Source organism: Enterobacter mori LMG 25706 (assembly GCF_000211415.1).
Taxonomy (GTDB): domain Bacteria; phylum Pseudomonadota; class Gammaproteobacteria; order Enterobacterales; family Enterobacteriaceae; genus Enterobacter; species Enterobacter mori.
This window is the reverse complement of record NZ_GL890780.1, coordinates 511,311-536,123: the sequence shown is the minus strand read 5'-3', so window position 1 is coordinate 536,123 and position 24,813 is coordinate 511,311. Positions and strand designations below refer to the sequence as shown.

Sequence of the window (24,813 nt, the reverse complement as noted above, 5' to 3'; positions counted from 1 at the left end):
CTCCTTAGACGATTGGATTGTGGACGGTGACGAGCTTGGAGCCGTCCGGGAAGGTGGCTTCCACCTGAATATCCGGGATCATCTCCGGGACGCCTTCCATTACCTGGTCGCGCCTCAGGACGTGGCGGCCCGCCTCCCTCAGCGAGGCGACGGTTTCGCCATCGCGCGCGCCTTCCATAATGAAGGCGCTGATCAGCGCGACCGATTCCGGGTAGTTGAGCTTTACCCCGCGCGCAAGGCGGCGTTCGGCAACCAGCGCGGCGGTAAACAGCAACAGCTTGTCTTTTTCTCTGGGGGTCAGTTCCATAACGTTTCTCTTATGTCTGCCAGATACGCGGCGAACAGGCGGGTTTGGTGGTGAGGAGCGGGCGAAGCGACTGCCAGATATCGCGCATCACCCGCTGGCAAATCAGGTTGTCGTGGGAGAGAAAACGCACCGACAGCAGGCCATCAGTGAGCGTTGCCCCGGCATAATTTTCCAGTGGCGCGAGCCGCTCGCGCACCGCGTCGAGGTGATCATCGACAGCCGGATAGAACAGCAGCGTGCCGAGCCACGGATGTCCGGCGACGGGCGTGAGATCGCCGTCGCTAAGATGCTGGCGCTCAATCAGGCGGGGCTCGTCATCTACCCACACCTCAAGACGGCTCTCCAGCGTGCCGTGGCTGAAGGTTTCGTTTATCACCGGGCGGCCCAGGCAGTACAGCTCCCACGCCAGCAGCGTGCTGGAGGCCTTCAGGTGGAAGACGGAGCGCAGCGCGGCATGCGCACCGGGAAAAATAATGGTGTCCTGCGGCAGCCATTCCAGGGTGGCGTCTTCATCGAGATAGAAGTGCTGGCTCAGACGGGCCTGCGGGCCGCTGCTGCGATAGAACTTGCTGGCGCCGGGCATGGTGATAAGCGCATGGCTTTTGGCGTTCAGTCGAACGGAAATGTCCAGCGTATCGCCGCCCACAATCCCGCCGGGCGGGTGAAGCAGATAAAGGTGGCAGGTTTCCCCTTCGGGGTAAAACGGACGCTGGACGGTGAGCGGCCCGAGGTGATGAGCGGAGTACAGGAGGGTTTTCTCAGGGGTGTGACAAAACTGCAGGGCAAGCGATGCTTGCCAGCCTTTGTATGAATTATCAGTGACCTGAGCTGCTAACATGCTGCATCCATCTGCTCATCATCGGGGTCGTTTCAGTATGCCCTGGCGGAAATGAAGGCTGTCATATGAGTCGCTTATGGATGGCGGTTAAGACGAACAAAAAAGCACGCCCGGGAGGCGTGCTGTCTGACAAACATCGCGATGCCGTTATTTCAGGTGCTCATGCAGCGCTGCGCCAGCCTGCTCCAGGGCAACCTTGACCGTAGGCTCTTCGCTCAGTGGATTGAGCAGACCGTAATCGTGGATCATGCCGTTATAGCGCGTGACGGTCACCGGGACGCCAGCCGCATCCAGCTTACGCCCGAATGCCTCACCTTCATCCCGCAGAACGTCAAGCTCTGCTGTCTGAATCAGCGTCTCGGGGAAGCCTTTCAACTGCGCGGCGCTGGCGCGAAGCGGAGAGGCAAGGATATTGTTGCGATCGGCTGCGTTGGTGGTGTAGTTGTCCCAGAACCATTTCATCATGTTTTTCGACAGGAAATAGCCGTTCTCGAACTGGTTATACGAGGCAGTATCAAAATTCGCATCGGTCACAGGCCAGAGCATGACGTTGTAGCGAATTTTTGGCCCATTAAATTGTTTTGCCTGCAGCGCCACGGAAGCCACCATATTGCCGCCCACGCTGTTACCGACCAGACCCAGACGGCTACCGTCCACACCAATTTCCTGACCGTGCCCGGCTACCCATTTTGTCGCTTCATAGGCCTGATTAATGGCTACCGGGAAATGGGCCTCAGGTGACGGCGTGTAATCAACGTAAACCGCTGCGGCACCCGACGCGCGAACGAGATCGCGGATCAAGCGTTCGTGGGTTGGGAAATCACCCAGCACCCAGCCGCCGCCGTGGAAGAACATAAATGCCGGGAGCGTGCCGCTGGCGTTTTCAGGTTTCACTATTTTCAGTTTGATCGCCTGGCCATTAACCTGGATCGTTTTTTCAGAAACCTGAGCGGGCGGCAGTTTTGCGCCTTGCTGCGCGCCGATCAGTACCTGGCGGGCTTCCTGAGGGGTCATCTGTTCCATTGGTTTACCCTTGCCAGAATTCAAAACATTGAGAAATGCCTGTACGCCTGCGGTCGGGGTAGGGGTATTGGTGATTTGAGCGGACGCTGCGGCTGACGCGAAGACGGAAGAAACCAGGATGGCGGTTAATGTTTTCATGACGATACCTTAAATGTGTTTGATGGAATAAGATAACTAAGTAGTGCGCTACTTAATTGTTGGTATAATACTTGCGCGCAAGATACTTTTAGTCAAACGTTATTTATAATTTTTTTAGACAACAGATTCGGGGTTGATAGAAAAATGAAAGAAAACAAAACGCTAGATGATTTACTTTGCTTCTCGCTCTACTCGGTTACCAATGCGTTCGTTCGCCAGTATCGCCCCTTACTGCAGGAGATGGATCTGACCTATCCGCAATTCGTTGTGTTGATGGCGCTTTATGAGAAAGACAACATCCCACTTCGCGATCTCAGCGATAAGACGTTTTTTGATTCGGGCACATTGACCCCGCTTGTACAAAAGCTTGAGGCTAAAGGATTTCTCAACCGTATCGCGGTTGTGGGGGATGAAAGGATGAAAAATGTCGTTCTGACAGAAAAAGCTAACGCACTGAAAAAACAGGTGATGGCGCTGCCGGACCAGATGCGTTGCAGCATGCGGATGAATGATGATGAGCTTGAGATGCTAAAAAAACTCTCCCGAACTCTGCTGGACGATTTATAAGTGCCCTTCGGTGGGAGGAACCCACCGAAGTGACCTGTCGTTACCGATAATCCTCCGCATCCACATCATACCCGGACGGCTCCCAGCGGATCGCCAGCAGAGACGCCAGGCCGATAAACGGTGCCAGCGCAATCACCCAGAACACGGCGGTATCCAGCGAAGCAACCAGCAGCGGGAACAGGAATAGCGACAGCGTCGAGCTGCTGCGCATCAGCGTCTGGTTGAGACCCACGCCCACGCCGCGCAGCGAGGTCGGGTAGCTCAATGACGCAAACGTCATGGTATGCGCACCTGGGCCAAAGCCCTGACCGAACAGGAATAGTGCCAGCATCGAAACAGCAAGCACCCCTTCAGAGGCACCTTCCGGTCGGCCTATCAGCGCCAGCCCGAGGAGCGCCACAAGTTGGCAGGCATAGCCCGCGAGCGACATCCGCCACGCGCCGAAGCGTGGAACATAGCGCACCGCCAGTAATCCGCCAACAAACGCAAACAGCAGGTTAAGCACCAGCGAGATCAAAATGGTGGTGAGCATCGACTGTACGAAGAAGCTTGAAATAATCACCGGCAGGCCAAAGGCCACGGCGTTATAGGCAAACGAGGAGACCACCGACAGCAGCGTGGCGAGGGTGGTACGCCGCAGATAAATGCCCCGGAACAGGTTGAGGTAGTTCGACCATTTTGCCTTGTTAACCACCGGCGCGGGCTGGTCAAGGGCATCCTGCGGCACGTGGGCGTTGATGTTGTACGACTGCCGCAAAATGGATGCCGCCTCTTTCAGGTTGCCTTGATTCGCCGCCCAGACCGGAGACTCGCTCATGTAACGGCTGCGAATGGCGATAATCACCAGCGCGGGCACCGCGCCAAAGCCAAGGATCAGGCGCCAGAGCCAGTCGCTGTGGCTTTGCGGCAGCACGGCGTAGAAGAAGAGCACCAACAGGTAGGAGATACTGATGGCCGCATACCAGGTAGGGCACCACATCGCGACGCTGGAAGCTTTGTTTCCCGGACCTTTCAGTCTGGCGAACTCGCTGAGAAACGCCATCGCCACGGGAAGGTCGATCCCCACGCCGAGCCCCATCACAAAGCGCGCGCCTGCCAGCACATATTCGTTCGGAGCCAGCGCACAGGCGATAGCGGCGACGACGAAGAAGACCATATCGGCCATAAACACGCGGTAGCGCCCGATTTTATCCGTGAGATAGCCGCCGAGCAGTGCCCCGACGATGGCACCAAAGGTAATGGCCGATGCCACCATGCCGGTGCCAGCAGGGGTTAAATTGAATTCGCGGGTAATGTCCTTGATGCCAAAGGCCAGCGCGCCGAGATCGTAGGCGTCGAGGAAAATACCGCCCAGCGCGATACCGACCACGATACGGGCGTTGGCCCGGCCCTGGGAGCCGTCGTTAACCAGACGTGAAACGTCCGATGCGCTGCGCACCCACTTGATGTCGCCATCCGGGGTGCTTCCTGCCGTTGAAAGGGGAGTTGTATCTGTGATTTCTGCCATTTTTCTTTTTGTGTGGTTGTGTTGTGTCTCTAACAGTTACCACAGGCAGAAGGTGACCAAAATCACATTTGGTTATAAGGCATAACGAACGCTTTATTTAGCGTCTTTCTTCTTACGCTTGAGCTTCGTCCAGATCTTGGTTTCCTGACGACGCCACAGGCGCTGAATATTGTCGTGATGGCGCAGCAGGATCAGGCAGGAGAGCATCGACACCGGGAAGGTGAACTGGGGTTTAAACCACCAGACGTAGAACGGGGCAATCAGCGCGCTGACGATCGCACCCAGCGACGAGTAGCCGCTCAGAAGAATGGTGAGCAGCCAGGTCCCGGCCATTACGCCGGTGAGATCCCAGCCGATAGGTGCAATCGCACCGAAGGCCGTCGCAACGCCTTTTCCGCCTTTAAAACCAAAGAAAACGGGCCAGATATGGCCGACGCAGGCGGCGATGGCGATAAGACCGAGCCAGAACGGCGTGACGCCCAGCGCATACGCGCCCCAGACGGGTAGCATCCCTTTCAGAACATCAAAAATCAAAACCGCTACGGCTGCTCCCTTGCCGCCAATTCGTAGTACATTGGTCGCCCCCGGATTCCCGGAACCACTTTCGCGTGGGTCAGGCAACCCGGCGATGCGGCAGACCAGAATGGCGCTGGAGATTGAGCCGCAAAGGTAGGCGAGGATAATCATTCCAGGCGCGATTGCACTCATAACGCTGTTCCGTTTTGAAAATGTATCTGTATTCTCAGCATCTGTGGATAATACGCATAATTCGCCGGAAGTGGTATCCGGTTTAGCCAAAAAGCAGGCAGGTCGTGATGGATATTGTATTTATAGAGCAACTTTCGGTAATCACCACTATTGGTGTTTACGACTGGGAACAGACCATCGAGCAGAAGTTGGTGTTCGATATCGAAATGGGCTGGGATAACCGCGCGTCGGCAAAAAGTGACGACGTGAAGGACTGTCTGAGCTATGCCGACATCAGTGAAACGGTCATCAACCATGTGGAAGGGCAGCGTTTTGCGCTGGTGGAACGCGTGGCGGAAGAGGTGGCGGAGCTACTGCTGACCAAATTTAACTCGCCATGGGTACGCATCAAGTTAAGCAAACCGGGGGCGGTAGCGCGCGCTGCCAACGTAGGCGTGATTATCGAGCGTGGCAATAATCTGAAAGCAAAGATTTAACGTCATAATCGCTAAACCATTTTAGGTTATACCGGTCATAAAGCTGTATCTTTCACGGTTGTCCACGTGGGACACCGTTTTTTTATATCTTTTTAGGGGTTTATAGATGAGCGATATGCACTCGCTGCTGGTGGCGGCAATACTGGGTGTGGTCGAAGGATTGACGGAGTTTTTGCCGGTTTCCAGTACGGGCCATATGATTATCGTCGGCCACCTGCTGGGCTTTGAGGGCGATACCGCAAAGACGTTCGAAGTGGTGATTCAGCTGGGTTCTATTCTGGCGGTTGTGGTGATGTTCTGGCGTCGTCTGTTTGGCCTGATCGGCATTCACTTTGGACGTTTGCCGCAGCGTGAAGGGGAAGGCAAGGGCCGTCTGACGCTGATTCACATTCTGCTCGGCATGGTCCCTGCGGTCGTGCTGGGGCTGGTATTCCACGACACCATCAAATCGCTGTTTAACCCGATTAACGTGATGTATGCGCTGGTGGTCGGCGGTTTCCTGCTGATTGCAGCAGAAGTGCTGAAACCTAAAACCCCGCGTGCGGAAGGTCTGGATGATATGACCTACCGTCAGGCGTTTATCATTGGTTGCTTCCAGTGTCTGGCGCTGTGGCCGGGCTTCTCGCGTTCAGGGGCGACCATTTCTGGTGGCATGCTGATGGGGGTGAGCCGTTATGCCGCGTCGGAATTTTCATTCCTGCTGGCGGTGCCGATGATGATGGGCGCCACCGTACTCGACGTCTATAAGAGCTATCACTTCCTGACGGCTGGCGACATTCCGATGTTCGCCGTGGGCTTCATCACCGCCTTCATCGTGGCGCTGATCGCCATCAAAACCTTCCTGCAGCTGATCAAGCGTATCTCGTTCATTCCGTTCGCGATCTACCGCTTTATCGTCGCGGCTGCGGTGTACGTGGTCTTCTTCTGATGACCAACGGCCCTCAGTCTTTTGGCTGAGGGCAACGCTTTTCCTTCCATGCCGCAACGGCTTCTGTCCTGCGTTTCGTCAACTCTTCCCGAATTTCCGGTCCTTTGAATCCTGCTTCAACAACATCTTTCGTGGGGACGGCTTTCGCCACGTCCCAGGCTTCGCGCAGCAAACGGCCTTGTGGGTAATCGCATGCCTCAAACCCGGTGCGACCGCGCACGTCGGCTTCGCTGGTCAGGGCGATCTGCTCCACGCGCTGGGGTTTACGCCAGGCGTCGATATTATCGAACAGCTTAACGATGGTGGCCGGTTTCAGGATCGGGAAGGTATGGATGAGATCGTGGAACTCTGCCACCAGTTTTGCCAGGTCGCGGATCTCATTTGGCACGCGCAGCCGCTGGCAAATGCCGTCGACCAGCTTCACGCCTGCCGGACCGTGTCCGTGATGGCGCGGCCAGAACTCCTTCGGCGTTAACCCTTTGCCGAGATCGTGGCACAGAGTGGAAAAACGCACGTCCACGTCCGGGCTGAGCATGGCGGCCATGCTGAGCGTCATCAGGGTATGAATACCGGTATCAATTTCCGGGTGCCATTTCGCCGGGGCGGGGACGCCAAACAGCACGTCGATTTCCGGGAACAGCACTTTCAGCGCGCCACAGTCGCGCAGCACCTGGAAAAAGACCTGCGGGTTGCGGGTCGTGAGGGCGTTTTCCGTCTCTTTCCAGACGCGTTCTGGCGTCAGGTGTTCCAGTTCGCCCGCTTCGGTCATCGCGGTCATCAGCGCCATGGTTTCATCAGCGATACGGAAACTGAGATGCGCATAACGCGCGGCGAAACGCGCTACGCGCAGCACACGGAGCGGATCTTCAGAAAAAGCCGGGGAAACGTGACGTAAAAGACGGTCGCGCAGATCGTCCTGACCGCCGTAGGCATCAATGATCTGGCCGTGCTCGTCCTGCGCAAGGGCGTTGATGGTGAGATCGCGGCGCAGCAGATCCTGCTCCAGCGTCACATCCGGGGCGGCGTAGCAGGTAAAACCGGTATAGCCAGAGCCGGATTTTCGTTCGGTACGCGCCAGGGCGTACTCTTCACGGCTTTTAGGATGAAGAAAAACGGGAAAATCGCGGCCTACCTGCTGGTAGCCCGCGTCGAGCATCTCTTCGGGGGTGGCACCCACCACCACCCAGTCTTTATCTTTGACCGGCAGACCTAACAACGCATCACGTACCGCACCACCGACCAGATAACTCTTCACACCAACGCTCCCGTTTTCTCTTTTCGCAAGATAATACGTAAGTGTGGCAGAGAAGACGAGTTAGTTCATCCAGCGGTCTTTGCGCTTACGGCTTGGGATCAGCATTGGCAGCACCAGACCCAGCACCAGACCGACGCCCAGCACGCCGCCGCCATACATGAACCACTGCATGATGATGGTGCGCTGTTTATCATCAAGCTGCAGGTTGGCGGCATTCACTTTCTTCTGCGCGACAATCAGCTCGTTTTTCAGCTTCTGGTTCTCTTCCTTCAAACCGTTTATCACACCATCGCTCTGGGCCACTTTCTGCTGCATTTCTGCCGTGCGCTGGTTCCAGGTGTTATCGATGTTGGTCAGCTTATCGGTCAGGGTTTTCACCTGGTTTTCCAGGTCCGGCACGCGGGTGCGCAGGCTTGGCACGTTGCTCAGCTCTTTCAGCGGGATCCAGGAGGTGCGACCGGAGCTGTCGCGTACCTGACCGTAGTTGGTGTCTGCATTGGTTTGTAACAGAACCACTTCCTCGCCGGCATTTACCGTGCCCACGAGGCGATAATTGTCCCCAGGGCCACTGCGTACCCAGGTGTTCAGTTCATCAGAAACGTAACGCTTCTCTTCAGCGTGGACCGCGGTTGCGGCGCTAAAAGCGAGTAAAGTAAGTCCAATCAGGCGTAATTTAAGCATATCAGTCGTTATTTTCATAAATAGTGGAACGATAGTAGTGGTATCAGTGTCTCTACGCAAAGGATTCGTCATCAATCGGAATCATCTGTGTCGTGATTTCCACCTCTTCAAACTTTTACGCCCGTCAAATTGCTCATTGCGTGGTAATTTGGCGCAAAATACTATGTACTGACAAACAAATGGCGAGGAAGTTCGCCTTCATCGACGCGTCTGTGACGCAGGCAAAAGTACAAGGCTATGGCACAAGAAATCGAATTAAAGTTTATCGTCGAAAAAGACAGCGTTGACGCACTCCGTCAGCATCTGCACACGCTTTCCGGCGAACACCATGAACCGGTACAACTGCTTAATATCTATTACGAAACGCCGGATAACTGGCTGCGTCGTCACGATATGGGCCTGCGCATCCGTGGCGCGAGCGGGCGCTACGAGATGACGATGAAAATTGCCGGTCGCGTGGTGGGCGGTTTGCACCAGCGCCCGGAATATAATATCGACATCAGTAAGCCAGAACTTGAGCTTGAACGTTTTCCGGCTGAGGTCTGGCCGGAAGGCAAACTCCCGGCAACCTTATCCGCAGAAGTACAGCCGCTGTTCAGCACCGATTTCTGGCGCGAGAAATGGCTGGTGACGGAAGGCAAAAGCCGCATTGAAATCGCCCTCGATCTGGGCGAGGTGAAGGCGGGGGCGTTCCAGGAACCGATTTGCGAACTGGAGCTTGAACTGCTGGAAGGTGACGCCAATGACGTGCTGAAGCTGGCGCGCAAGCTGGTGAACCAGTCTGGACTGCGTCAGGGAAGCCTGAGCAAAGCTGCGCGCGGCTACCACCTGGCGGCGGGGAATGCGCCGCGCGTGCTGAAAGAGACGACCATTTTGCACGTTGCGCCGAAAGCCAGCGTAGAACAGGGTCTGGAAGCCGCGCTGGAGCTGGCGCTTTCCCAGTGGCAGTACCACGAAGAGCTGTGGGTGCGTAATGTGAAAAACGCGAAATCCCACGTGCTGGCGGCTATTGCCCTGGTGCGTCATACCCTTGCGTTGTTCGGCGGTATCGTTCCTCGCAAAGCAAGTGCTCACTTACGCGATCTGCTGACGCAAACCGAAGCGCTGATGCTCTCGGACGTATCCGCGCAAACGGCGATCTACAGCCCGCAAACCGCCACGGCAAAACTGGCGCTGACCGAGTTTCTGGTGACGCGAGGCTGGCGTACTTTCCTGGATGCAAAAGCGCAAACCAAAATCGCGGAAAACTTCAAACGTTTCGCGGATATTCATCTTTCCCGCCATGCCGCTGAACTGAAGACCACGTTTGCCTATCCGCTGGGCGATCAGTATGGCGATCAGCTTCCCCGCCTTTCGCGTAATATCGACAGCATGGTGCTGCTGTCCGGTGCCTATGACGGCGTGAAGGCGCAGGCCTGGCTGGAAAACTGGCAGGGGCTGAAACACGCCATTGAAACCCGCCAGCATATTGAGATTGAGCATTTCCGTAACGAGGCCATTTCGCAGGAGCCGTTCTGGCTGCACAGCGGAAAACGTTAACTCTGGCAAGGAACCCCAATAATGCCGCTTTCTTCGCAATTACAGCAGCAGTGGCAGACCGTTTGCGAACGTCTGCCCGAGTCATTACCGGCCTCATCGTTAAGCGAGCAGGCAAAGAGCGTGCTCGCCTTCAGTGATTTTGTGCAGGAAAGTATCGCCGCCAACCCGGACTGGCTGGCAGAGCTTGAGAACGCACCGCCACAGGCGGACGAGTGGCGGCATTATGCTGGCTGGCTGCAAACCACACTCGAAGACGTAGCGGATGAAGCGACGCTGATGCGCGTGCTGCGCCAGTTCCGACGTCGGGTCATGGTGCGTATCGCCTGGGCGCAGTCGCTGGAGCTGGTAAGCGAAGAGAGCACCTTGCAGCAGCTAAGCGAGCTGGCGCAAACGCTGATTGTCGCCGCGCGCGACTGGCTCTACGCCGCCTGCTGTAAAGAGTGGGGTACGCCATGTAGCGAGGAAGGGGTTCCTCAGCCGCTGTTGATTTTGGGAATGGGCAAGCTCGGCGGCTGCGAGCTGAACTTCTCCTCCGACATCGACCTGATTTTTGCCTGGCCCGAGAATGGCTCCACGCGCGGCGGCCGTCGCGAACTGGACAACGCCCAGTTCTTTACCCGTCTCGGCCAGCGTCTGATTAAGGCGCTGGACCAGCCCACGCAGGACGGTTTTGTCTACCGCGTGGACATGCGTCTGCGTCCGTTTGGCGACAGCGGCCCGCTGGTGCTGAGCTTTGCCGCGCTGGAAGATTACTACCAGGAGCAGGGGCGCGACTGGGAGCGCTATGCGATGGTCAAAGCGCGGATCATGGGCGACAGCGACGACGCTTACGCCAACGAGCTGCGCGCCATGCTGCGCCCGTTCGTGTTCCGTCGCTATATCGACTTCAGCGTGATCCAGTCCCTGCGTAATATGAAAGGGATGATCGCCCGTGAGGTGCGCCGTCGCGGTCTGAAGGACAACATCAAGCTCGGCGCGGGTGGCATTCGCGAAATTGAATTTATCGTGCAGGTCTTCCAGCTTATTCGCGGCGGGCGCGAGCCATCGCTCCAGTCCCGCTCGCTGTTGCCGACGCTGAGCGCCATCGAGCAGCTGCACCTGCTGCCGGAAGGCGACGCGAAAACCCTGCGCGAGGCCTATCTGTTCCTGCGCCGTCTGGAAAATCTGCTGCAAAGCATCAACGACGAACAGACCCAGACTCTGCCGGGCGACGACCTGAACCGGGCGCGTCTGGCCTGGGGCATGCGCGTGGAAGACTGGTCGACGCTGACCGAACGGCTGGACGCCCATATGGCAGGCGTGCGCCGCATCTTTAACGACCTGATTGGTGATGACGAAAGTGAGTCGCAGGACGATGCGCTTTCCGAGCACTGGCGGGAGCTGTGGCAGGACGCGCTTCAGGAAGATGACACGACCCCCGTGCTGGCGCACCTGAGTGACGATGCCCGTCATCGCGTGGTGGCGCTAATCGCGGATTTCCGTCTTGAGCTGAACAAACGCGCCATTGGCCCGCGCGGTCGTCAGGTGCTGGATCACCTGATGCCGCACCTGCTGAGCGAGGTCTGCTCGCGGGCGGACGCGCCGGTGCCGCTGTCGCGCATGATGCCGCTGCTGAGCGGGATTATCACGCGTACCACCTATCTGGAGCTCCTGAGCGAGTTTCCGGGGGCGCTCAAGCATCTGATTTCCCTCTGTGCCGCGTCGCCGATGGTGGCGAACAAGCTGGCACGTTACCCGCTGCTGCTGGATGAACTGCTCGACCCGAACACGCTGTATCAGCCCACGGCGACGGATGCCTATCGCGACGAGCTGCGACAGTATCTGCTGCGCGTGCCGGAAGAAGATGAAGAGCAACAGCTTGAGGCGCTGCGCCAGTTTAAGCAGGCGCAGATGCTGCGCGTGGCGGCGGCGGATATCGCCGGAACGCTGCCGGTGATGAAAGTGAGCGATCACTTAACCTGGCTTGCGGAAGCGATAATCGACGCGGTGGTGCATCAGGCGTGGATGCAGATGGTGGCGCGCTACGGCCAGCCGAAACACCTGGCCGACCGTGAGGGTCGCGGCTTCGCGGTGGTGGGCTACGGTAAGCTTGGCGGCTGGGAGCTGGGATACAGTTCTGATCTCGATCTGATTTTCCTGCATGATTGCCCGGTTGACGTGATGACCGACGGCGAGCGTGAAATTGACGGGCGCCAGTTCTACCTGCGTCTGGCGCAGCGCATCATGCACCTGTTCAGCACCCGCACCTCGTCGGGCATTTTGTATGAAGTGGATGCCCGTCTGCGCCCGTCCGGCGCGGCGGGCATGCTGGTCACTTCGACGGAGTCCTTCGCCGATTACCAGAAGAATGAAGCCTGGACGTGGGAGCATCAGGCGCTGGTGCGCGCACGCGTGGTGTATGGCGATCCGCAGCTAAAAACGCAGTTTGACGTCATCCGCAAGGAGGTCATGACCACCCCGCGTGACGGCAGTACGTTGCAGACCGAAGTGCGCGAAATGCGCGAGAAAATGCGTGCGCACTTAGGCAATAAGCATCGCGATCGCTTTGATATTAAAGCCGATGAGGGCGGGATTACCGATATTGAGTTTATTACCCAGTATCTGGTGCTGCTGCACGCGCACGACAAGCCGAAGCTGACGCGCTGGTCGGATAACGTGCGCATTCTGGAACTATTGGCGCAAAACGACATTATGGACGAGCAGGAGGCGCAGGCCTTAACCCGCGCCTACACCACGCTGCGCGACGAGCTGCATCACCTGGCCTTGCAGGAGCAGCCGGGGCACGTGGCGCTGGACTGTTTCATCGCTGAACGCGCTCAGGTAACGGCCAGCTGGCAGAAGTGGCTGGTGGAACCGTGCGTAACAAATCAAGTGTGATATTATCGCGCGCAAATTGTGAATCTTTCTGGAGTCAGGAATGAAAGTAACACTGCCAGAGTTTGAACGTGCTGGGGTAATGGTTGTTGGGGATGTGATGCTGGATCGCTACTGGTACGGCCCGACCAGCCGCATCTCTCCGGAAGCACCGGTACCGGTGGTTAAGGTCGACACCATTGAAGAGCGTCCCGGCGGCGCGGCAAACGTGGCGATGAACATTGCCTCTTTGGGCGCGCATTCGCGTCTGGTGGGCCTGACCGGCATCGACGATGCGGCGCGCGCGCTGAGCAAGTCGCTGGCGGACGTGAACGTGAAGTGCGATTTCGTTTCTGTTCCGACCCACCCGACCATCACCAAGCTGCGCGTGCTGTCACGCAACCAGCAACTGATCCGCCTCGACTTTGAAGAAGGTTTTGAGGGCGTCGATCCTGAGCCGCTGCACGAGCGTATCAACCAGGCGCTGGACAATATTGGCGCGCTGGTGCTGTCCGACTATGCGAAAGGTGCGCTGGCAAGCGTACAGACGATGATTAAGCTGGCGCGTAAAGCCAACGTGCCGGTGCTGATCGACCCGAAAGGAACCGATTTTGAGCGTTATCGCGGCGCGACGCTGCTGACGCCAAACCTCTCCGAGTTTGAGGCGGTGGCGGGCAAGTGCAAAACCGAGGAAGAGCTGGTTGAGCGCGGCATGAAGATCATTGCAGATTTCGAGCTGTCCGCGCTGCTGGTGACCCGCTCCGAGCAGGGAATGACGCTGCTGCAGCCGGGCAAAGCGCCGCTGCATATGCCAACCCAGGCACAAGAAGTGTACGACGTAACCGGTGCCGGTGATACGGTGATTGGTGTCCTGGCGGCGACGCTGGCGGCGGGTAATTCCCTCGAAGAAGCGTGCTACTTTGCGAACGCGGCGGCGGGCGTGGTGGTCGGTAAGCTCGGGACGTCTACCGTTTCGCCTATCGAGCTGGAAAACGCCGTGCGCGGTCGTGCCGATACCGGTTTTGGCGTCATGAGTGAAGATGAGCTGAAGGTGGCCGTTGCCGCGGCGCGTAAGCGTGGTGAAAAAGTGGTGATGACCAACGGCGTGTTCGACATCCTGCACGCGGGCCACGTTTCGTATCTGGCGAATGCACGCAAGCTGGGCGATCGCCTGATTGTGGCGGTCAACAGCGATGCGTCGACGAAACGCCTGAAGGGTGAAACGCGTCCGGTGAACCCGCTGGAGCAGCGTATGATCGTGCTCGGCGCGCTGGAAGCCGTGGACTGGGTGGTGTCGTTTGAAGAGGACACGCCGCAGCGCCTGATTGCAGGTATTCTGCCAGATCTGCTGGTGAAAGGCGGGGATTACAAACCTGAGCAAATCGCGGGGAGCGAAGAGGTCTGGGCCAACGGCGGTGAAGTGATGGTGCTCAACTTTGAGGACGGGTGTTCAACCACCAACATCATTAAGAAGATCCAGAAAGACAGTCAGTAAAAAACGGGCCATTTGGCCCGTTTTTTTTTCACCCTCTCCCTGTGGGAGAGGGCTGGGGTGAGGGCATCAGGCCGCACTTACTCCTGGTCATCCACCGGCGGAATCGCCGGTGCCGGCTTCACTTCTTCCGGGATATTGCGGTTTTCCAGCTCGGTCAAACGCTGTTCCAGCAGCGCCAGCTTTTCGCGGGTGCGCAGCAGAACCTGCGTCTGCACGTCGAATTCTTCGCGGCTCACTAAATCAAGGCGAACTAACTGCGCCTGCAGCGTCTGGCGGATTTTCTTCTCAACATCATCACCAAATTCACGAATGCCTTTTGGCATGGACTCGTGAACCTGACGCGCAATTTGCTCAATTTTCTTCGGGTCAATCATAGTGGCTTCCCTTGATAAAACGGTGTTGATGAACATTGTAGCGCGTCATGCTCCAGGATAAAGCAGATTTGTTTGAAGCTTATGCATTGCCCAGGTTAATCAATAGCGTTATAGTTATCTCGCTTATTCTCAGGGCGGGGCGAAATTCCCCACCGGCGGTAAATCAGCTTAACGCTGAAAGCCCGCGAGCGCTTTGGGTAAATACTCAAAGGTCAGCAGATCCGGTGTAATTCCGGGGCCGACGGTTAGAGTCCGGATGGGAGAGAGTAACGATCCAGTCGGGCATGGGCCCGCTCACGTTATCTTTTTGCCGCTTATACGGCGCTCCTAAGACTGCCCTGATTCTGGTAACCATAATGTTAATGAGGTTTTTTTACCATGAATCAGACGCTACTTTCCTCTTTTGGCACTTCAACTCAACGTGTTGAACATGCACTGGATGCACTGCGCGAAGGCCGCGGTGTGATGGTGCTTGACGATGAAAACCGTGAAAACGAAGGCGACATGATTTTCGCCGCCGAAAACATGACCGTTGAACAGATGGCGCTGACCATCCGTCATGGCAGCGGCATCGTATGCCTGTGTATTACCGAAGATCGTCGTAAGCAGCTCGAGCTGCCGATGATGGTCGAAAACAACACCAGCGCCTTTGGTACCGGTTTTACCGTGACCATTGAAGCGGCGCATGGCGTGACCACCGGTGTGTCTGCGGCTGACCGTCTGACCACCGTACGTGCAGCGATTGCAGACGGTGCGAAGCCATCCGATCTGCATCGTCCAGGCCACGTCTTCCCACTGCGTGCGCAGGCGGGCGGCGTTTTGACCCGCGGCGGTCACACCGAAGCGACTATCGACCTGGTGACCCTGGCAGGCTTCAAACCTGCGGGTGTGCTGTGTGAACTGACCAACGATGATGGCACCATGGCGCGCGCGCCGGAGTGCATCACCTTTGCGCGTCTGCACAATATGCCGGTGGTGACGATTGAAGATCTGGTCGAGTATCGTCAGGCGCACGAGCGCAAAGCCAGCTGAGATTGCTGATGTGAAAAAGCCGGGGAAACCCGGCTTTTTTGTTTCTGGCTGGTGTGGCTACTGGTAGTTAACTTTTACAATAATGTCTTTGCTGAATGGCCCGACAGCAACGGCTTCCCCGGGTTTGCGAGTGAGTTCAGCCGTGTAGTCATGCGTGAGGGTGCTCTCCGTATCATCTGGGTGATAGGTTGCAAAAGGAAGATACTGATTGTAGGTCACATCGCCGTTGGTTTTATCAATGAGGCGCATGAGTAAACCATTTCCCATGTCCAGATGCGTATCATCATAGAGTGTATCGGTAGTATAAAAGCTGGTCGTTACGTCAAATTGTTCTGAGCAGCCTGCAGTCGCATCCCGGATTGTCGATATGCTAAACGGTGAAGTGAGCGCTCTGGTGCTAACCGCGCTCTCCGTAAACTGCCCAAAGTCCACGATCTGGTTTTCAGGGTAGATTCGAATATCTACACCGCAGTCCAGGAAATGAATATTTGAAAGCCCGGTAATATCGTAATGCAGGTTTTTTGCACTGGGCATGACATTTATCCCTCCGACACCATCAAAGGTAAGTACGGTAACCGAAGGAAAAGTGAAGTCAAACTGCTCTTTTGGTACCGCTTTTAACTTCACATAGAGTCGAAAACGCACGGTAAAAGTGACACATTTCTGAATGGTGGTGCCATTGCAGGCCGCTTCGCTATATTTGTGCCACTGGTCATCGCTCCGGTCAAGACAGGCGCCGGTATCAATTTTGATATCAGGAATATCATGGTCAACACCGTTATAGGTCACACCAAACGCCAGGTAAGGGTTGTTGGTCATCAGGCTATCGGTGTTATGAAAGCTGTCCAGGATATAGGCATAAATGTTTTCACTCCAGGGATCCTGGTCGACTGGTTTAGTGTGATCGCGCGTAGCGCTATCGCAATACACAGTCACGAGCAAATCGCCGCTTTCCCAGATTTTCTGCCCAGGCGGCGCATTGGCCGGTACGGTGAAAGCCGGAAGTGTTGTCGTGACCAGGCTTGCACCGCCAGAACTATCTTTATAGCAATTTAGTGCCCATGCAGAGGACGAAAACATACAACAAATCACGATCATGGCGAGGTAGATATTTTTCATTATTATCCCTTTTTCACCGGCTTGCTTTGGCAGGTGGTTTGCACTGTGTTGCAGCTCACCTTAAACATTTCCAGGCCACCATAATCGCCGATATAGCCAATTTGGAAATCAGCGGGCAGATTAGCCAACGGTTGGCTGGCCTGACCGAACGGCTCTATCATGACGCTCTCCGCACCCGGCAATAAGGTTTTCCCATTCAGGCCGATATAGCCGACGGTAATGTAATACGGGCTGCTGTTTTTGAACTGCAGGGTGCCGGAGACGCGGGATATGACCACCTTATCCAGTGGCACAAACTGCCCCTCTTTCAGCTCAATGGCTTTTGGTCGCCAGAACAACTTAAGGCGGCTTTGCATGGCGATTTGCATCACGTTCTTCTGCTCGGCTTTGGGAGGTATTTCCCGCATGTTGTAATAAAACAGCGACTCACGATCGGCCGGAAGCTGGCTGAGCTTTTGCTGTGCCATCAGGCGCACCTGCGCCTGTTCGTCAGGCTCAATACGCAACAGGGGCGGAATAGGGGAGATAAACTCGCGTGTTTTCTTTCCCGCTTTATCCTCTATCCACGACTGAGCCAGATAGGGGGCGGTTTTACTCTGGTTCGTCAACCTGACCGATACGCTTTTCGCGGAGGCGTTGAAAATGATGCGCGTTCTGTCTGGGGATACGGTGGCGTATGCAGAACTGCACGCGCCCAGAAGACAGAAAAGTCCTTTTGAAATTAACGGTATGTTCATTGTTTCATCCTGAATTAATGCACTGTTTTACAAGGTAATAAGATGGCCTCGCCGCTGAGGTTACTTTGATTTGGTGGCGTGATTTCGCATGTTTTTTCAGACCAGTTCAGGCGTAAGAGACTGTCTTCCTGAATTCCACTGAGATACACGAACCCCTCTTCCGCGACCAGCCCGACTTCTTTGCCCGAGGCGCTGTCGATGACGCTGACACCCAAAGGCGGAAACTGTCCGTTTTCCTGACGAATGATGCCGACAATTTGGTAGCCGCTGGTGGCGTTGAGCTTGCTATAGCCTATGGCGCCTTCTGTCAGCGTGGTTCGTATGACGGAGTTTTCTATATCCACACCATCAGGCAATGTATTGCTGTTTACACGCACCGTTGAAGTGGTGTAGTTGGTGAGCGAGGGCACAACGGCAATACCAAATGCGTTAGTGCGCGTGCGCGTACTGTTGACCTCAATCCCTGAAACACCATCAGCATCAATCATCATCCGGGCATTATCTGCCGGGCTGTAATCATGCAGGGCGACGCCATGTCGCGTAGCCGTGATCGAACCATTCCAGCCAGCGCTGATTGAACGATAGTGATTAGGTTGAACGCTCCCTGACAGATTGAGACGTCCGTAAGGAGAATAGTGCTGATATCCGCCACGCAATGACGGTTCGCCTTCGCGTAAATCCTCTTCTGTCGTAGAGGCAGAGAGATTCCACGTATTATTGCGATCGGATGAATCATAATAGGAAGCCATATGAGACGCACTGTCGCCACCTGAGCGCTGATAGCTGTACATAATGCTACGGCTCTGCTCCAGCGGGAGGGTGAAGGAAAAATAGATCTGATTTTCGTCACTGTCATCCCAGCGCACGCGGCTCAGCGCCAGCGAAGCGGATAGCCCTCTGAAATCGCCAATATCAAAATTGCGGCTCAGTGAAAAGGAGTAGTTCGTATTACTGCTGTTATCCCAGTAAGTATTACGAGTGACGTTGAGATAAGTATTTAATGCCAGAGAGTCAAGGTACTGGTTGAAGGAGATGACATAACTCTCTTTTTCGTTTGTCGTTGAGGTATCACCGTCGCGGGAGGCAAGATACTCGCTCATTGAGACATATTCTTTATCCGAGAATCGATAACCGGCAAAGGTAATCTGGCTACCGGTTGCTTCGAAGCGCTTAGCGTAGTTTACGCGGTAGCTGAAACCTCGCTGTTTATCATTGTTTTCCTGATGCAACGTAGCCTCGGCGCCAGTCACATCAAAGGATAACGAACCGAGCTCATCCAGGTTGAAGCCGATACCGGTAGTCATGGCCTGATAGTCATCTGCCGTCAGCATGGTGCCACCATACAGCGACACATTGCTCAGCCAACCCCAGGAGAGTTCACCTGTCCAGAAAAGGGGGTTATTGATGTCGTTATGTCCCGTTGCGGTGGGTTTACCGACGGAGGTTTTATAACGCACCTGGCCTTTTCGGGTCAGGAAGGGGATGGAGGAAGAACCGACCTGGAAGGTAGTTTTGCGCCCATCTTCCTCTTCAACTGTCACGTCCAACTGCCCCTGGTAGGTTTCCCCCAGGTCGGAAATCGTGAAAGGACCCGGCGCGACGGTTGTTTGATAAAGGACGCGGCCAGACTGGGTGACGGTCACTTTGGCATTGGTCTGCGCAATACCGGTAATTTGCGGTGCATAGCCTTGTAAATCGGGTGGCAGCATGCTTTCGTCACTTTCCAACGACGCACCGGTAAAGTGGAAGGTATCAAATATATCTGAGCTTAAATCATATTGCCCGAGCGTCATTTTTGATGACAGCGAAGGAATAGGACGGTACAGATAAGTCCGTGCCAGACTGCTGTCGCTGCCGGTCGACTCACCCTTACGGAAGTTTTGATTGTATTGATAATCTGAACGCAGACGCCATGCGCCGAGGTTAAACCCAAGCGTGCCGTAAGCGCTAACATTTTGGCTGTCGTCGCCCCCGTGCGGATCGTACTGGCTGGCATAGAGATTATAATCGAGTAACACGCCCGCAATGCCGTCATCCCAGAATTCAGGCGGCGTCCAGTTTTGCGCCTGATACGTCATCCATGCCTGAGGAACGGTGACGGACAGCACCATCGTGCCCTTATTGAGTGAAAAAACCAGTTCTGGAACACCCGAAAGATCAAGGCAACGTCCGCCCTGAGAAAAATGGCGTGTTGAAATAAAGTCGGCGCTCAATCCGAAAGCGGATAATTGCTCTGCGTTGAGACAAATTTGCGAGCCGCTGTCGTTATCCGTTGCGATCCATTCCATTGTCGCGGGTTGCGGTAACGTGTTTTTATTGACCTGAATGCGAACGAGATAGTTACCCGGCACGATGTGGCCTTTTTTCTCAAACTGGGAAATATCAATATTGCTTCGATCTTCAACGTCAATCATATCCGTGTTGAATTCAACTGCGGATACCGGCAATACGAATAATGCTGAGTAAAACGTGGCGCTCAGCGAATGCTTTATGAAAGCAGTGAGGCGAGGAGGTTGATGCGGTGAGTGTTTTAGCATAAATCCGTTTCGCTTTTAAAAGGAATACACAAAAGCCGATGAGTCCTTCATCGGCTACGTTTTCAGAGGCTATCTAGATTACTTGTAGGCAAGAATATAGTTCGCCTGAGCCTGCACGTTACCTGGTGTAGCGGTGCTGCCAGATACCGGTTCCATGCGGGCTTTAAAGTTCAGCTCCTGATAGGCGTTAGTGGTCGGGAAGGACACTTCAATCGGCGTGCCCAGCGTGACTTTATTGCTGCCGCTATCCAGTAAGCGAATGCCTACACCTGTTGCACCGCCGATGTTTCCATCCAGCGTGTTTTTCATCAGGCTGGTGTCGGTTGCATCGGTGCTTGCGGAAGTAAAGGTCACTTTTACTTTGTCGATGGTGGTGGTGGTTTGCCCAGTTGTCGTTGAGAGAATGCAGTCCTGCAGGTGGATATTGACGTCAACCGGCAGCGAGTTTTTACCGCTATTCAGCACGCTATCCGCGACTTCGCCTAATTCAATGGTCTGATTTTCATCTCCCGGGGTGATAGAGCAAGGCGCACTGATCACTTCGCCAGTGAACGTGATCTTCCCTGAGCCCTGGTTATCTGCTGCTACAGCAGTAAATGACAGGCCAGAAAGCAGTGCAGTTGTCGCAACGGCCAGGATAGTCTTGTTAAACATGAAGATATAATCCTTTATCTAAGATTGGAAATCGCAATACGGTTCATGAATTAATATTGCAACACGTTTATTGCATTAAAACGGGTGAAATATATCAGTCACAATATGAGTGATCTCGTGAGTATTTCTTAATTAGGGGGTTAGATTTTATTAATATATTTTTTGGGGTTATAGGTGAAATAGGTGCTGTGAATAAAAAGCCAGGGCGCTTGGTTTAAAGAGTGACTAACATCAACCTTTTGACGTTCATGTAATACACTAAACGCTAATTATTTTACGGGAAATAGTTATAAATAATATTTCTTGAGTGAATTCTATAGCAGCGAGAAAGTATGGTGCCGGACTTAATATCATTGATAATGATGGTTGGCACTTGCTGACATTTCAAAAAATTGCGCTCCCGCAAAAAAGGGAGCGCAACCGCTCAGCCTATACCTGCCGATTGTAACAAGACCAGGCTAAACCCCATCACCGACATGCCGCACAACACGCCATAACTCGGGTTGTTGTTCGGGTCTATCTCTTTTGCCAGTGGCATCAGTTCATCTACTGAAAGTGCGACCATAATCCCAGCCACCGCGGCCATAATGGCTGCCATCACCACAGGTGAAACCAGGCTGCCAAGAATCAGCCATGCCAGTACGCCACCCAGAATCTCGGCGATACCTGAAATACCGGCCCAGAAAACAGCAGTACGCTTTGAGCCGGTGGCTGCATACACCGGTCCCGCAACGGCAAGTCCTTCAGGAATATTGTGTAAGGCGACCGCCAGCGCGATGCCAAAGCCCATTTCCAGATTGCTGCTGGCCGTCACATAGGTGGCGACGCCCTCCGGGAAGTTATGCAGGCTGATGCCCAGCGTCAACAGGATCGCCGTGCGCTTGATATTACGCGGCGAGGGGGTGACATTTTCCTGCATTAAATCTTGCGGATGCGCATGAGGGAGCATGCGATCGAGAGCGAAATACCCGAGCAGACCAAAGACAAACATGCCGTAGCCCAGAAGTGGGGACATGCCCTCTGTGCCAAGGGCGGCGGGCAGCATCTCCATCAGGGAGATAAGCAGCATAATGCCGGCAGCAAAACCGAGTGAAAAAGCCAGCACACGGTTAGAGGGTTTCTGGCCGAGTACGCCCAGGATCGCGCCAATGAAGGTAGCTGCACCCGCCAGGACGGTCAACATCAGAGGTACTGACATTCATCTCTCCTTTATCTGTCCCTTATATTCAAATTTCCTGAAGATGTTCTTCATGCTTATCAGCGTTCATCTTTACCGGATTGCGCGTAATGTAGCCCAATCAAATTGACACCGTCTGTAAGGATATCATCATGTCTTCTTCTCGTATGCCAGCACTGTTTTTAGGCCACGGTAGCCCAATGAACGTCCTGGAGGATAACGTCTATACCCGAGCCTGGCGTCAGCTGGGTGAGACGTTGCCGCGCCCGAAAGCCATTGTGGTGGTATCTGCGCACTGGTTTACGCGAGGTACCGGCGTTACGGCGATGGAAGCACCGAAAACCATTCATGATTTCGGCGGTTTCCCGCAGGCGCTGTATGACACGCATTACCCCGCCCCTGGCTCACCAGCGCTGGCTCAGCAGCTGGTGGAGCTGCTGGCGCCTGTTCCGGTTGCACTGGATAAAGAAGCCTGGGGTTTTGACCACGGCTCCTGGGGCGTGCTGATTAAGATGTACCCGGATGCCGATATCCCAATGGTGCAGTTGAGCATCGACAGCACCAAACCCGCCGCCTGGCATCTGGAAATGGGCCGCAAGCTGGCAACCCTGCGTGATGAAGGCATCATGTTGGTGGCGAGTGGTAACGTGGTGCATAACCTGCGTACGGCGCGCTGGCACGGTGAGAACACGCCGTACCCATGGGCGACCTCGTTTAACGACTACGTCAAAACAAACCTGACGTGGCAAGGCCCGAGTGAGGCGCATCCGCTGGTGAACTATCTGGATCACGAAGGCGGTTCGCTCTCTAACCCGGCCCCGGAGCACTTCCTGCCGCTGCTGTATGTGCTTGGCGCGTGGGATGGTCAGGAACCGGTGACGATCCCGGTCGACGGTATTGAGATGGGGAGTTTGAGTATGCTGTCGGTGCAGATTGGGTAAAAACATGCCGGGTGGCGGCTTCGCCTTACCCGGCCTACGTGTCGCGCGTAGGCCCGGTAAGCGTAGTGCCACCGGGCAAGTCTTACTCAATAAAAATATGCGGATAAAAGCGTGACAGATCCTGAGTGATCAGCGCGCGATCTTCGCGAATGCCAATCCCGGCAGGCTGATCGTTGATGAGCCAACTGCCAATCAGGGTATAGCTGTCGCCAAACCTCGGCAGTTGATAGAACTCCTGGACGATCATCCCTTCTTCGCCGTAAGGTCCTTCAACCGCTTCCAGCGTTTTGCCGTTTTCGATGATGGAGACGTTTGCGCCTTCGCGGGAGAAGATCGGCTTCACGACGTATTTTTCCATTTGCGGGTGATCGTCTTCCGCAAAGTACGCCGCCAGCAGGTTAGGGTGGTTCGGGAACATCTCCCACAGCATCGGCAGCAGGGCTTTATTCGAAATAATGCTCTTCCACGCTGGCTCCAGCCAGCGCACGCCAGCGTCTTCCAGCTTGGTGGAGAACATCTCGCGCAGCATGTATTCCCAAGGATAGAGTTTGAACAGGTTACTGATCACCTGATCCTGCATATCCGTAAACTGACCTTTTTCACCCAGACCAATATCCTCGATATAGAGGAACTCGGTGGCGACGTCCGCTTCGGCGGCGCAGTCCTGTAAGTATTGAACCGTACCGCGGTCTTCTTCCGTGTCGCGGCAGCAGGCGAGGTGCAGCAGATTGAAGCCGTGCTGTTCGCGCAGTTCGGCGAAACGCTCAATCAGCTTTTCCTGCAGGCTGTTGAACTGGTCGCTCCCTTCCGGCAGGTTTCCAGCATTGATTTGATCTTCCAGCCAAATCCACTGGAAGAACGCCGCTTCATACAGGGAGGTTGGCGTATCGGCGTTATTTTCCAGGAGCTTAGGTTCACCCACGCCATCCCAGGCGAGATCGAGGCGAGAGTAAAGTGAAGGTTGGTTCGTTTTCCAGGACTGGCGTACAAAGCTCCAGGTGTGCTTCGGAATGCGGAATTTGGTCATCAGCTCATCGCTGTCGATAACCTTTTCCACGACCTTCAGGCACATCTGGTGCAGCTCAGCGGTGACCTCTTCCAGCTTTTCAACCTGGGCCAGCGTGAGCTTGTAGTAAGCATCCTCACACCAGTACGGCTCGCCGTACATGGTGTGGAAGTTAAAACCATAATCAGTGGCTTTTTCGCGCCAGTCCGGGCGCTCGACAATACTGACTCGTTCCATAATCAGCCGCCCATTGAGCGAGTCGAAGACCCGGTCGCGCTGCGCTGCATGGTGGTTTGTTTCGCCACAGATTCACCAAAGCCACCGCGGGTGATGGTGCTGGTGGTTGCTGGCTTAGGCGCCATCGCCGTTTTAGGCACGGTCGTGGTACGGCCAGGCGTTGCTGCACCGTAGTTTTTACCGGTGGCGTCGGTGTATTTACCGTATGCCGGGCTGTTTGGGTTTTTAGAGCTAAACAGCGGCTGCTGCTGGTAGCCCGCGCCGCCGCTCATCATGCGGCCCATCATGTAGCCCGCCATCAGCGGCATCCAGAAGCTGCCGCTGGACTGCGCCTGCGCCTGGTTTTCCGGTGCCATACCTGCCTGAGCAGGCGCCTGCTGGCACTGGCCTTCGCCGAATTCCGCCACGCAGTCTTCGCGCGAAGCATATTTCGGTGCGGTACGTTCCGCTTCTTTCAGCGCGCTGTTATAAGCCGTCGTACATTCCGCGGCTTTACCGGTTGCGGCCGAGCAGTCGTCTGCGTTTTGATACATCGAGACCGTTTCGTCGCTTTGCTCACAGCCTGCCAGCATAAAGACGGCGGTGACCGCCAGTGCAACAGGGGTGAGGTGACGTGCGTTCCAGCTTTTGCGGAACGACGCGTGATTCATCGTTTTTGTCCGTTTCATGTTTGTCTTCCAGGAC

Annotated in this window: 23 protein-coding genes and 1 riboswitch; of the genes, 8 read left to right on the top strand and 15 right to left on the bottom strand. The window is 55.2% G+C overall.

Features of this window, described 5'->3' with window-relative positions; genetic code table 11:
• Positions 1-4: 4 nt before the first annotated feature.
• The 3 genes from ENTMO_RS0120745 to ENTMO_RS0120735 all read right to left on the bottom strand — a co-directional run bounded on the left by ENTMO_RS0120745 (position 5) and on the right by ENTMO_RS0120735 (position 2,306).
• Positions 5-307 carry an urease subunit gamma gene (locus tag ENTMO_RS0120745; RefSeq protein WP_010435717.1) on the bottom strand — a complete coding sequence of 101 codons (303 nt, stop codon included), beginning with the start codon at positions 305-307 and terminating at the stop codon, positions 5-7.
• A gap of 10 nt (positions 308-317) precedes the next feature.
• Entirely contained in the window at positions 318-1,145 is an 828-nt protein-coding gene (locus ENTMO_RS0120740; protein WP_010435714.1) for an urease accessory protein UreD, read from the bottom strand.
• 147 nt (positions 1,146-1,292) lie between these two features.
• Positions 1,293-2,306: an alpha/beta hydrolase gene (locus ENTMO_RS0120735; RefSeq protein WP_010435710.1), complete on the bottom strand. Its 1,014-nt coding sequence runs from the start codon at positions 2,304-2,306 to the stop codon at positions 1,293-1,295.
• A 144-nt stretch (positions 2,307-2,450) separates the two neighbouring features.
• On the opposite strand from ENTMO_RS0120735, the gene ENTMO_RS0120730 reads away from it, so the two are divergent.
• Positions 2,451-2,873: a MarR family winged helix-turn-helix transcriptional regulator gene (locus tag ENTMO_RS0120730; RefSeq protein WP_010435708.1), complete on the top strand. Its 423-nt coding sequence runs from the start codon at positions 2,451-2,453 to the stop codon at positions 2,871-2,873.
• A 40-nt stretch (positions 2,874-2,913) separates the two neighbouring features.
• Here ENTMO_RS0120730 and ENTMO_RS0120725 read toward each other — a convergent pair whose 3' ends face one another.
• Together ENTMO_RS0120725 and plsY are read right to left on the bottom strand one after the other, a co-directional pair.
• The gene (locus ENTMO_RS0120725) at positions 2,914-4,380 is read right to left on the bottom strand and encodes an MFS transporter (RefSeq protein ID WP_010435703.1); all 1,467 of its coding nucleotides are present in this window, start codon (positions 4,378-4,380) and stop codon (positions 2,914-2,916) included.
• Between the two features lie 93 nt (positions 4,381-4,473).
• Positions 4,474-5,088: a glycerol-3-phosphate 1-O-acyltransferase PlsY gene (gene plsY, locus ENTMO_RS0120720; protein WP_010435699.1), complete on the bottom strand. Its 615-nt coding sequence runs from the start codon at positions 5,086-5,088 to the stop codon at positions 4,474-4,476.
• A 107-nt stretch (positions 5,089-5,195) separates the two neighbouring features.
• Here plsY and folB point away from each other — a divergent pair, with 107 nt between their 5' ends.
• Both folB and bacA read left to right on the top strand, forming a co-directional pair.
• Positions 5,196-5,564, top strand: a complete 369-nt coding sequence (gene folB, locus ENTMO_RS0120715) for a bifunctional dihydroneopterin aldolase/7,8-dihydroneopterin epimerase (protein WP_010435695.1) — start codon at positions 5,196-5,198, stop codon at positions 5,562-5,564.
• A 106-nt stretch (positions 5,565-5,670) separates the two neighbouring features.
• Entirely contained in the window at positions 5,671-6,492 is an 822-nt protein-coding gene (gene bacA / locus ENTMO_RS0120710) for an undecaprenyl-diphosphate phosphatase (RefSeq protein ID WP_010435693.1), read from the top strand.
• Between the two features lie 13 nt (positions 6,493-6,505).
• Here the strand turns inward: bacA and ENTMO_RS0120705 are convergent, their stop codons facing one another.
• Together ENTMO_RS0120705 and ENTMO_RS0120700 are read right to left on the bottom strand one after the other, a co-directional pair.
• Positions 6,506-7,747: a multifunctional CCA addition/repair protein gene (locus tag ENTMO_RS0120705; RefSeq protein WP_010435689.1), complete on the bottom strand. Its 1,242-nt coding sequence runs from the start codon at positions 7,745-7,747 to the stop codon at positions 6,506-6,508.
• A gap of 60 nt (positions 7,748-7,807) precedes the next feature.
• Complete coding sequence (locus ENTMO_RS0120700) at positions 7,808-8,428, bottom strand: TIGR04211 family SH3 domain-containing protein (protein ID WP_010435686.1); 621 nt, start codon at positions 8,426-8,428, stop codon at positions 7,808-7,810.
• A 237-nt stretch (positions 8,429-8,665) separates the two neighbouring features.
• Here ENTMO_RS0120700 and ENTMO_RS0120695 point away from each other — a divergent pair, with 237 nt between their 5' ends.
• The 3 genes from ENTMO_RS0120695 to hldE are packed head-to-tail and all read left to right on the top strand — an operon-like array spanning position 8,666 to position 14,315.
• Positions 8,666-9,967 carry a CYTH domain-containing protein gene (locus ENTMO_RS0120695; protein ID WP_010435683.1) on the top strand — a complete coding sequence of 434 codons (1,302 nt, stop codon included), beginning with the start codon at positions 8,666-8,668 and terminating at the stop codon, positions 9,965-9,967.
• A 21-nt stretch (positions 9,968-9,988) separates the two neighbouring features.
• The gene (gene glnE / locus ENTMO_RS0120690) at positions 9,989-12,844 is read left to right on the top strand and encodes a bifunctional [glutamate--ammonia ligase]-adenylyl-L-tyrosine phosphorylase/[glutamate--ammonia-ligase] adenylyltransferase (protein ID WP_010435679.1); all 2,856 of its coding nucleotides are present in this window, start codon (positions 9,989-9,991) and stop codon (positions 12,842-12,844) included.
• A 40-nt stretch (positions 12,845-12,884) separates the two neighbouring features.
• Positions 12,885-14,315, top strand: coding sequence for a bifunctional D-glycero-beta-D-manno-heptose-7-phosphate kinase/D-glycero-beta-D-manno-heptose 1-phosphate adenylyltransferase HldE (gene hldE, locus ENTMO_RS0120685; protein WP_010435676.1), 1,431 nt, complete (start codon positions 12,885-12,887; stop codon positions 14,313-14,315).
• Positions 14,316-14,392: 77 nt separating this feature from the next.
• On the opposite strand, the gene ubiK is transcribed toward hldE, so the two are convergent.
• Positions 14,393-14,689 (bottom strand): ubiquinone biosynthesis accessory factor UbiK, encoded by a 297-nt coding sequence (gene ubiK / locus ENTMO_RS0120680; RefSeq protein WP_010435673.1) that lies wholly within the window; start codon positions 14,687-14,689, stop codon positions 14,393-14,395.
• A 121-nt stretch (positions 14,690-14,810) separates the two neighbouring features.
• Positions 14,811-14,961, top strand: a riboswitch (FMN riboswitch).
• Positions 14,962-15,067: 106 nt separating this feature from the next.
• Between ubiK and ribB the strand changes: the two genes are divergently transcribed.
• Entirely contained in the window at positions 15,068-15,721 is a 654-nt protein-coding gene (gene ribB / locus ENTMO_RS0120675; protein WP_010435670.1) for a 3,4-dihydroxy-2-butanone-4-phosphate synthase, read from the top strand.
• A 57-nt stretch (positions 15,722-15,778) separates the two neighbouring features.
• On the opposite strand, the gene ENTMO_RS0120670 is transcribed toward ribB, so the two are convergent.
• From ENTMO_RS0120670 to zupT, 5 genes are all read right to left on the bottom strand, one after another.
• Positions 15,779-16,840: a fimbrial protein gene (locus tag ENTMO_RS0120670; RefSeq protein WP_010435667.1), complete on the bottom strand. Its 1,062-nt coding sequence runs from the start codon at positions 16,838-16,840 to the stop codon at positions 15,779-15,781.
• A 2-nt stretch (positions 16,841-16,842) separates the two neighbouring features.
• Positions 16,843-17,577: a fimbrial biogenesis chaperone gene (locus ENTMO_RS0120665; RefSeq protein WP_010435666.1), complete on the bottom strand. Its 735-nt coding sequence runs from the start codon at positions 17,575-17,577 to the stop codon at positions 16,843-16,845.
• 14 nt (positions 17,578-17,591) lie between these two features.
• Positions 17,592-20,114 carry a fimbria/pilus outer membrane usher protein gene (locus ENTMO_RS0120660; protein ID WP_010435662.1) on the bottom strand — a complete coding sequence of 841 codons (2,523 nt, stop codon included), beginning with the start codon at positions 20,112-20,114 and terminating at the stop codon, positions 17,592-17,594.
• Positions 20,115-20,192: 78 nt separating this feature from the next.
• Positions 20,193-20,768 carry a fimbrial-like protein gene (locus ENTMO_RS0120655; RefSeq protein ID WP_010435659.1) on the bottom strand — a complete coding sequence of 192 codons (576 nt, stop codon included), beginning with the start codon at positions 20,766-20,768 and terminating at the stop codon, positions 20,193-20,195.
• A 424-nt stretch (positions 20,769-21,192) separates the two neighbouring features.
• Entirely contained in the window at positions 21,193-21,966 is a 774-nt protein-coding gene (zupT, locus tag ENTMO_RS0120650) for a zinc transporter ZupT (protein ID WP_010435656.1), read from the bottom strand.
• 131 nt (positions 21,967-22,097) lie between these two features.
• On the opposite strand from zupT, the gene ygiD reads away from it, so the two are divergent.
• On the top strand, positions 22,098-22,886 hold the full coding sequence (gene ygiD, locus ENTMO_RS0120645) for a 4,5-DOPA-extradiol-dioxygenase (RefSeq protein ID WP_010435652.1): 789 nt from the start codon (positions 22,098-22,100) through the stop codon (positions 22,884-22,886).
• 82 nt (positions 22,887-22,968) lie between these two features.
• Here ygiD and ENTMO_RS0120640 read toward each other — a convergent pair whose 3' ends face one another.
• Together ENTMO_RS0120640 and ENTMO_RS0120635 are read right to left on the bottom strand one after the other, a co-directional pair.
• Positions 22,969-24,129: a glutathionylspermidine synthase family protein gene (locus ENTMO_RS0120640; protein ID WP_010435650.1), complete on the bottom strand. Its 1,161-nt coding sequence runs from the start codon at positions 24,127-24,129 to the stop codon at positions 22,969-22,971.
• Between the two features lie 2 nt (positions 24,130-24,131).
• Positions 24,132-24,797, bottom strand: coding sequence for a DUF1190 family protein (locus tag ENTMO_RS0120635; protein ID WP_010435649.1), 666 nt, complete (start codon positions 24,795-24,797; stop codon positions 24,132-24,134).
• Positions 24,798-24,813 lie beyond the last annotated feature (16 nt).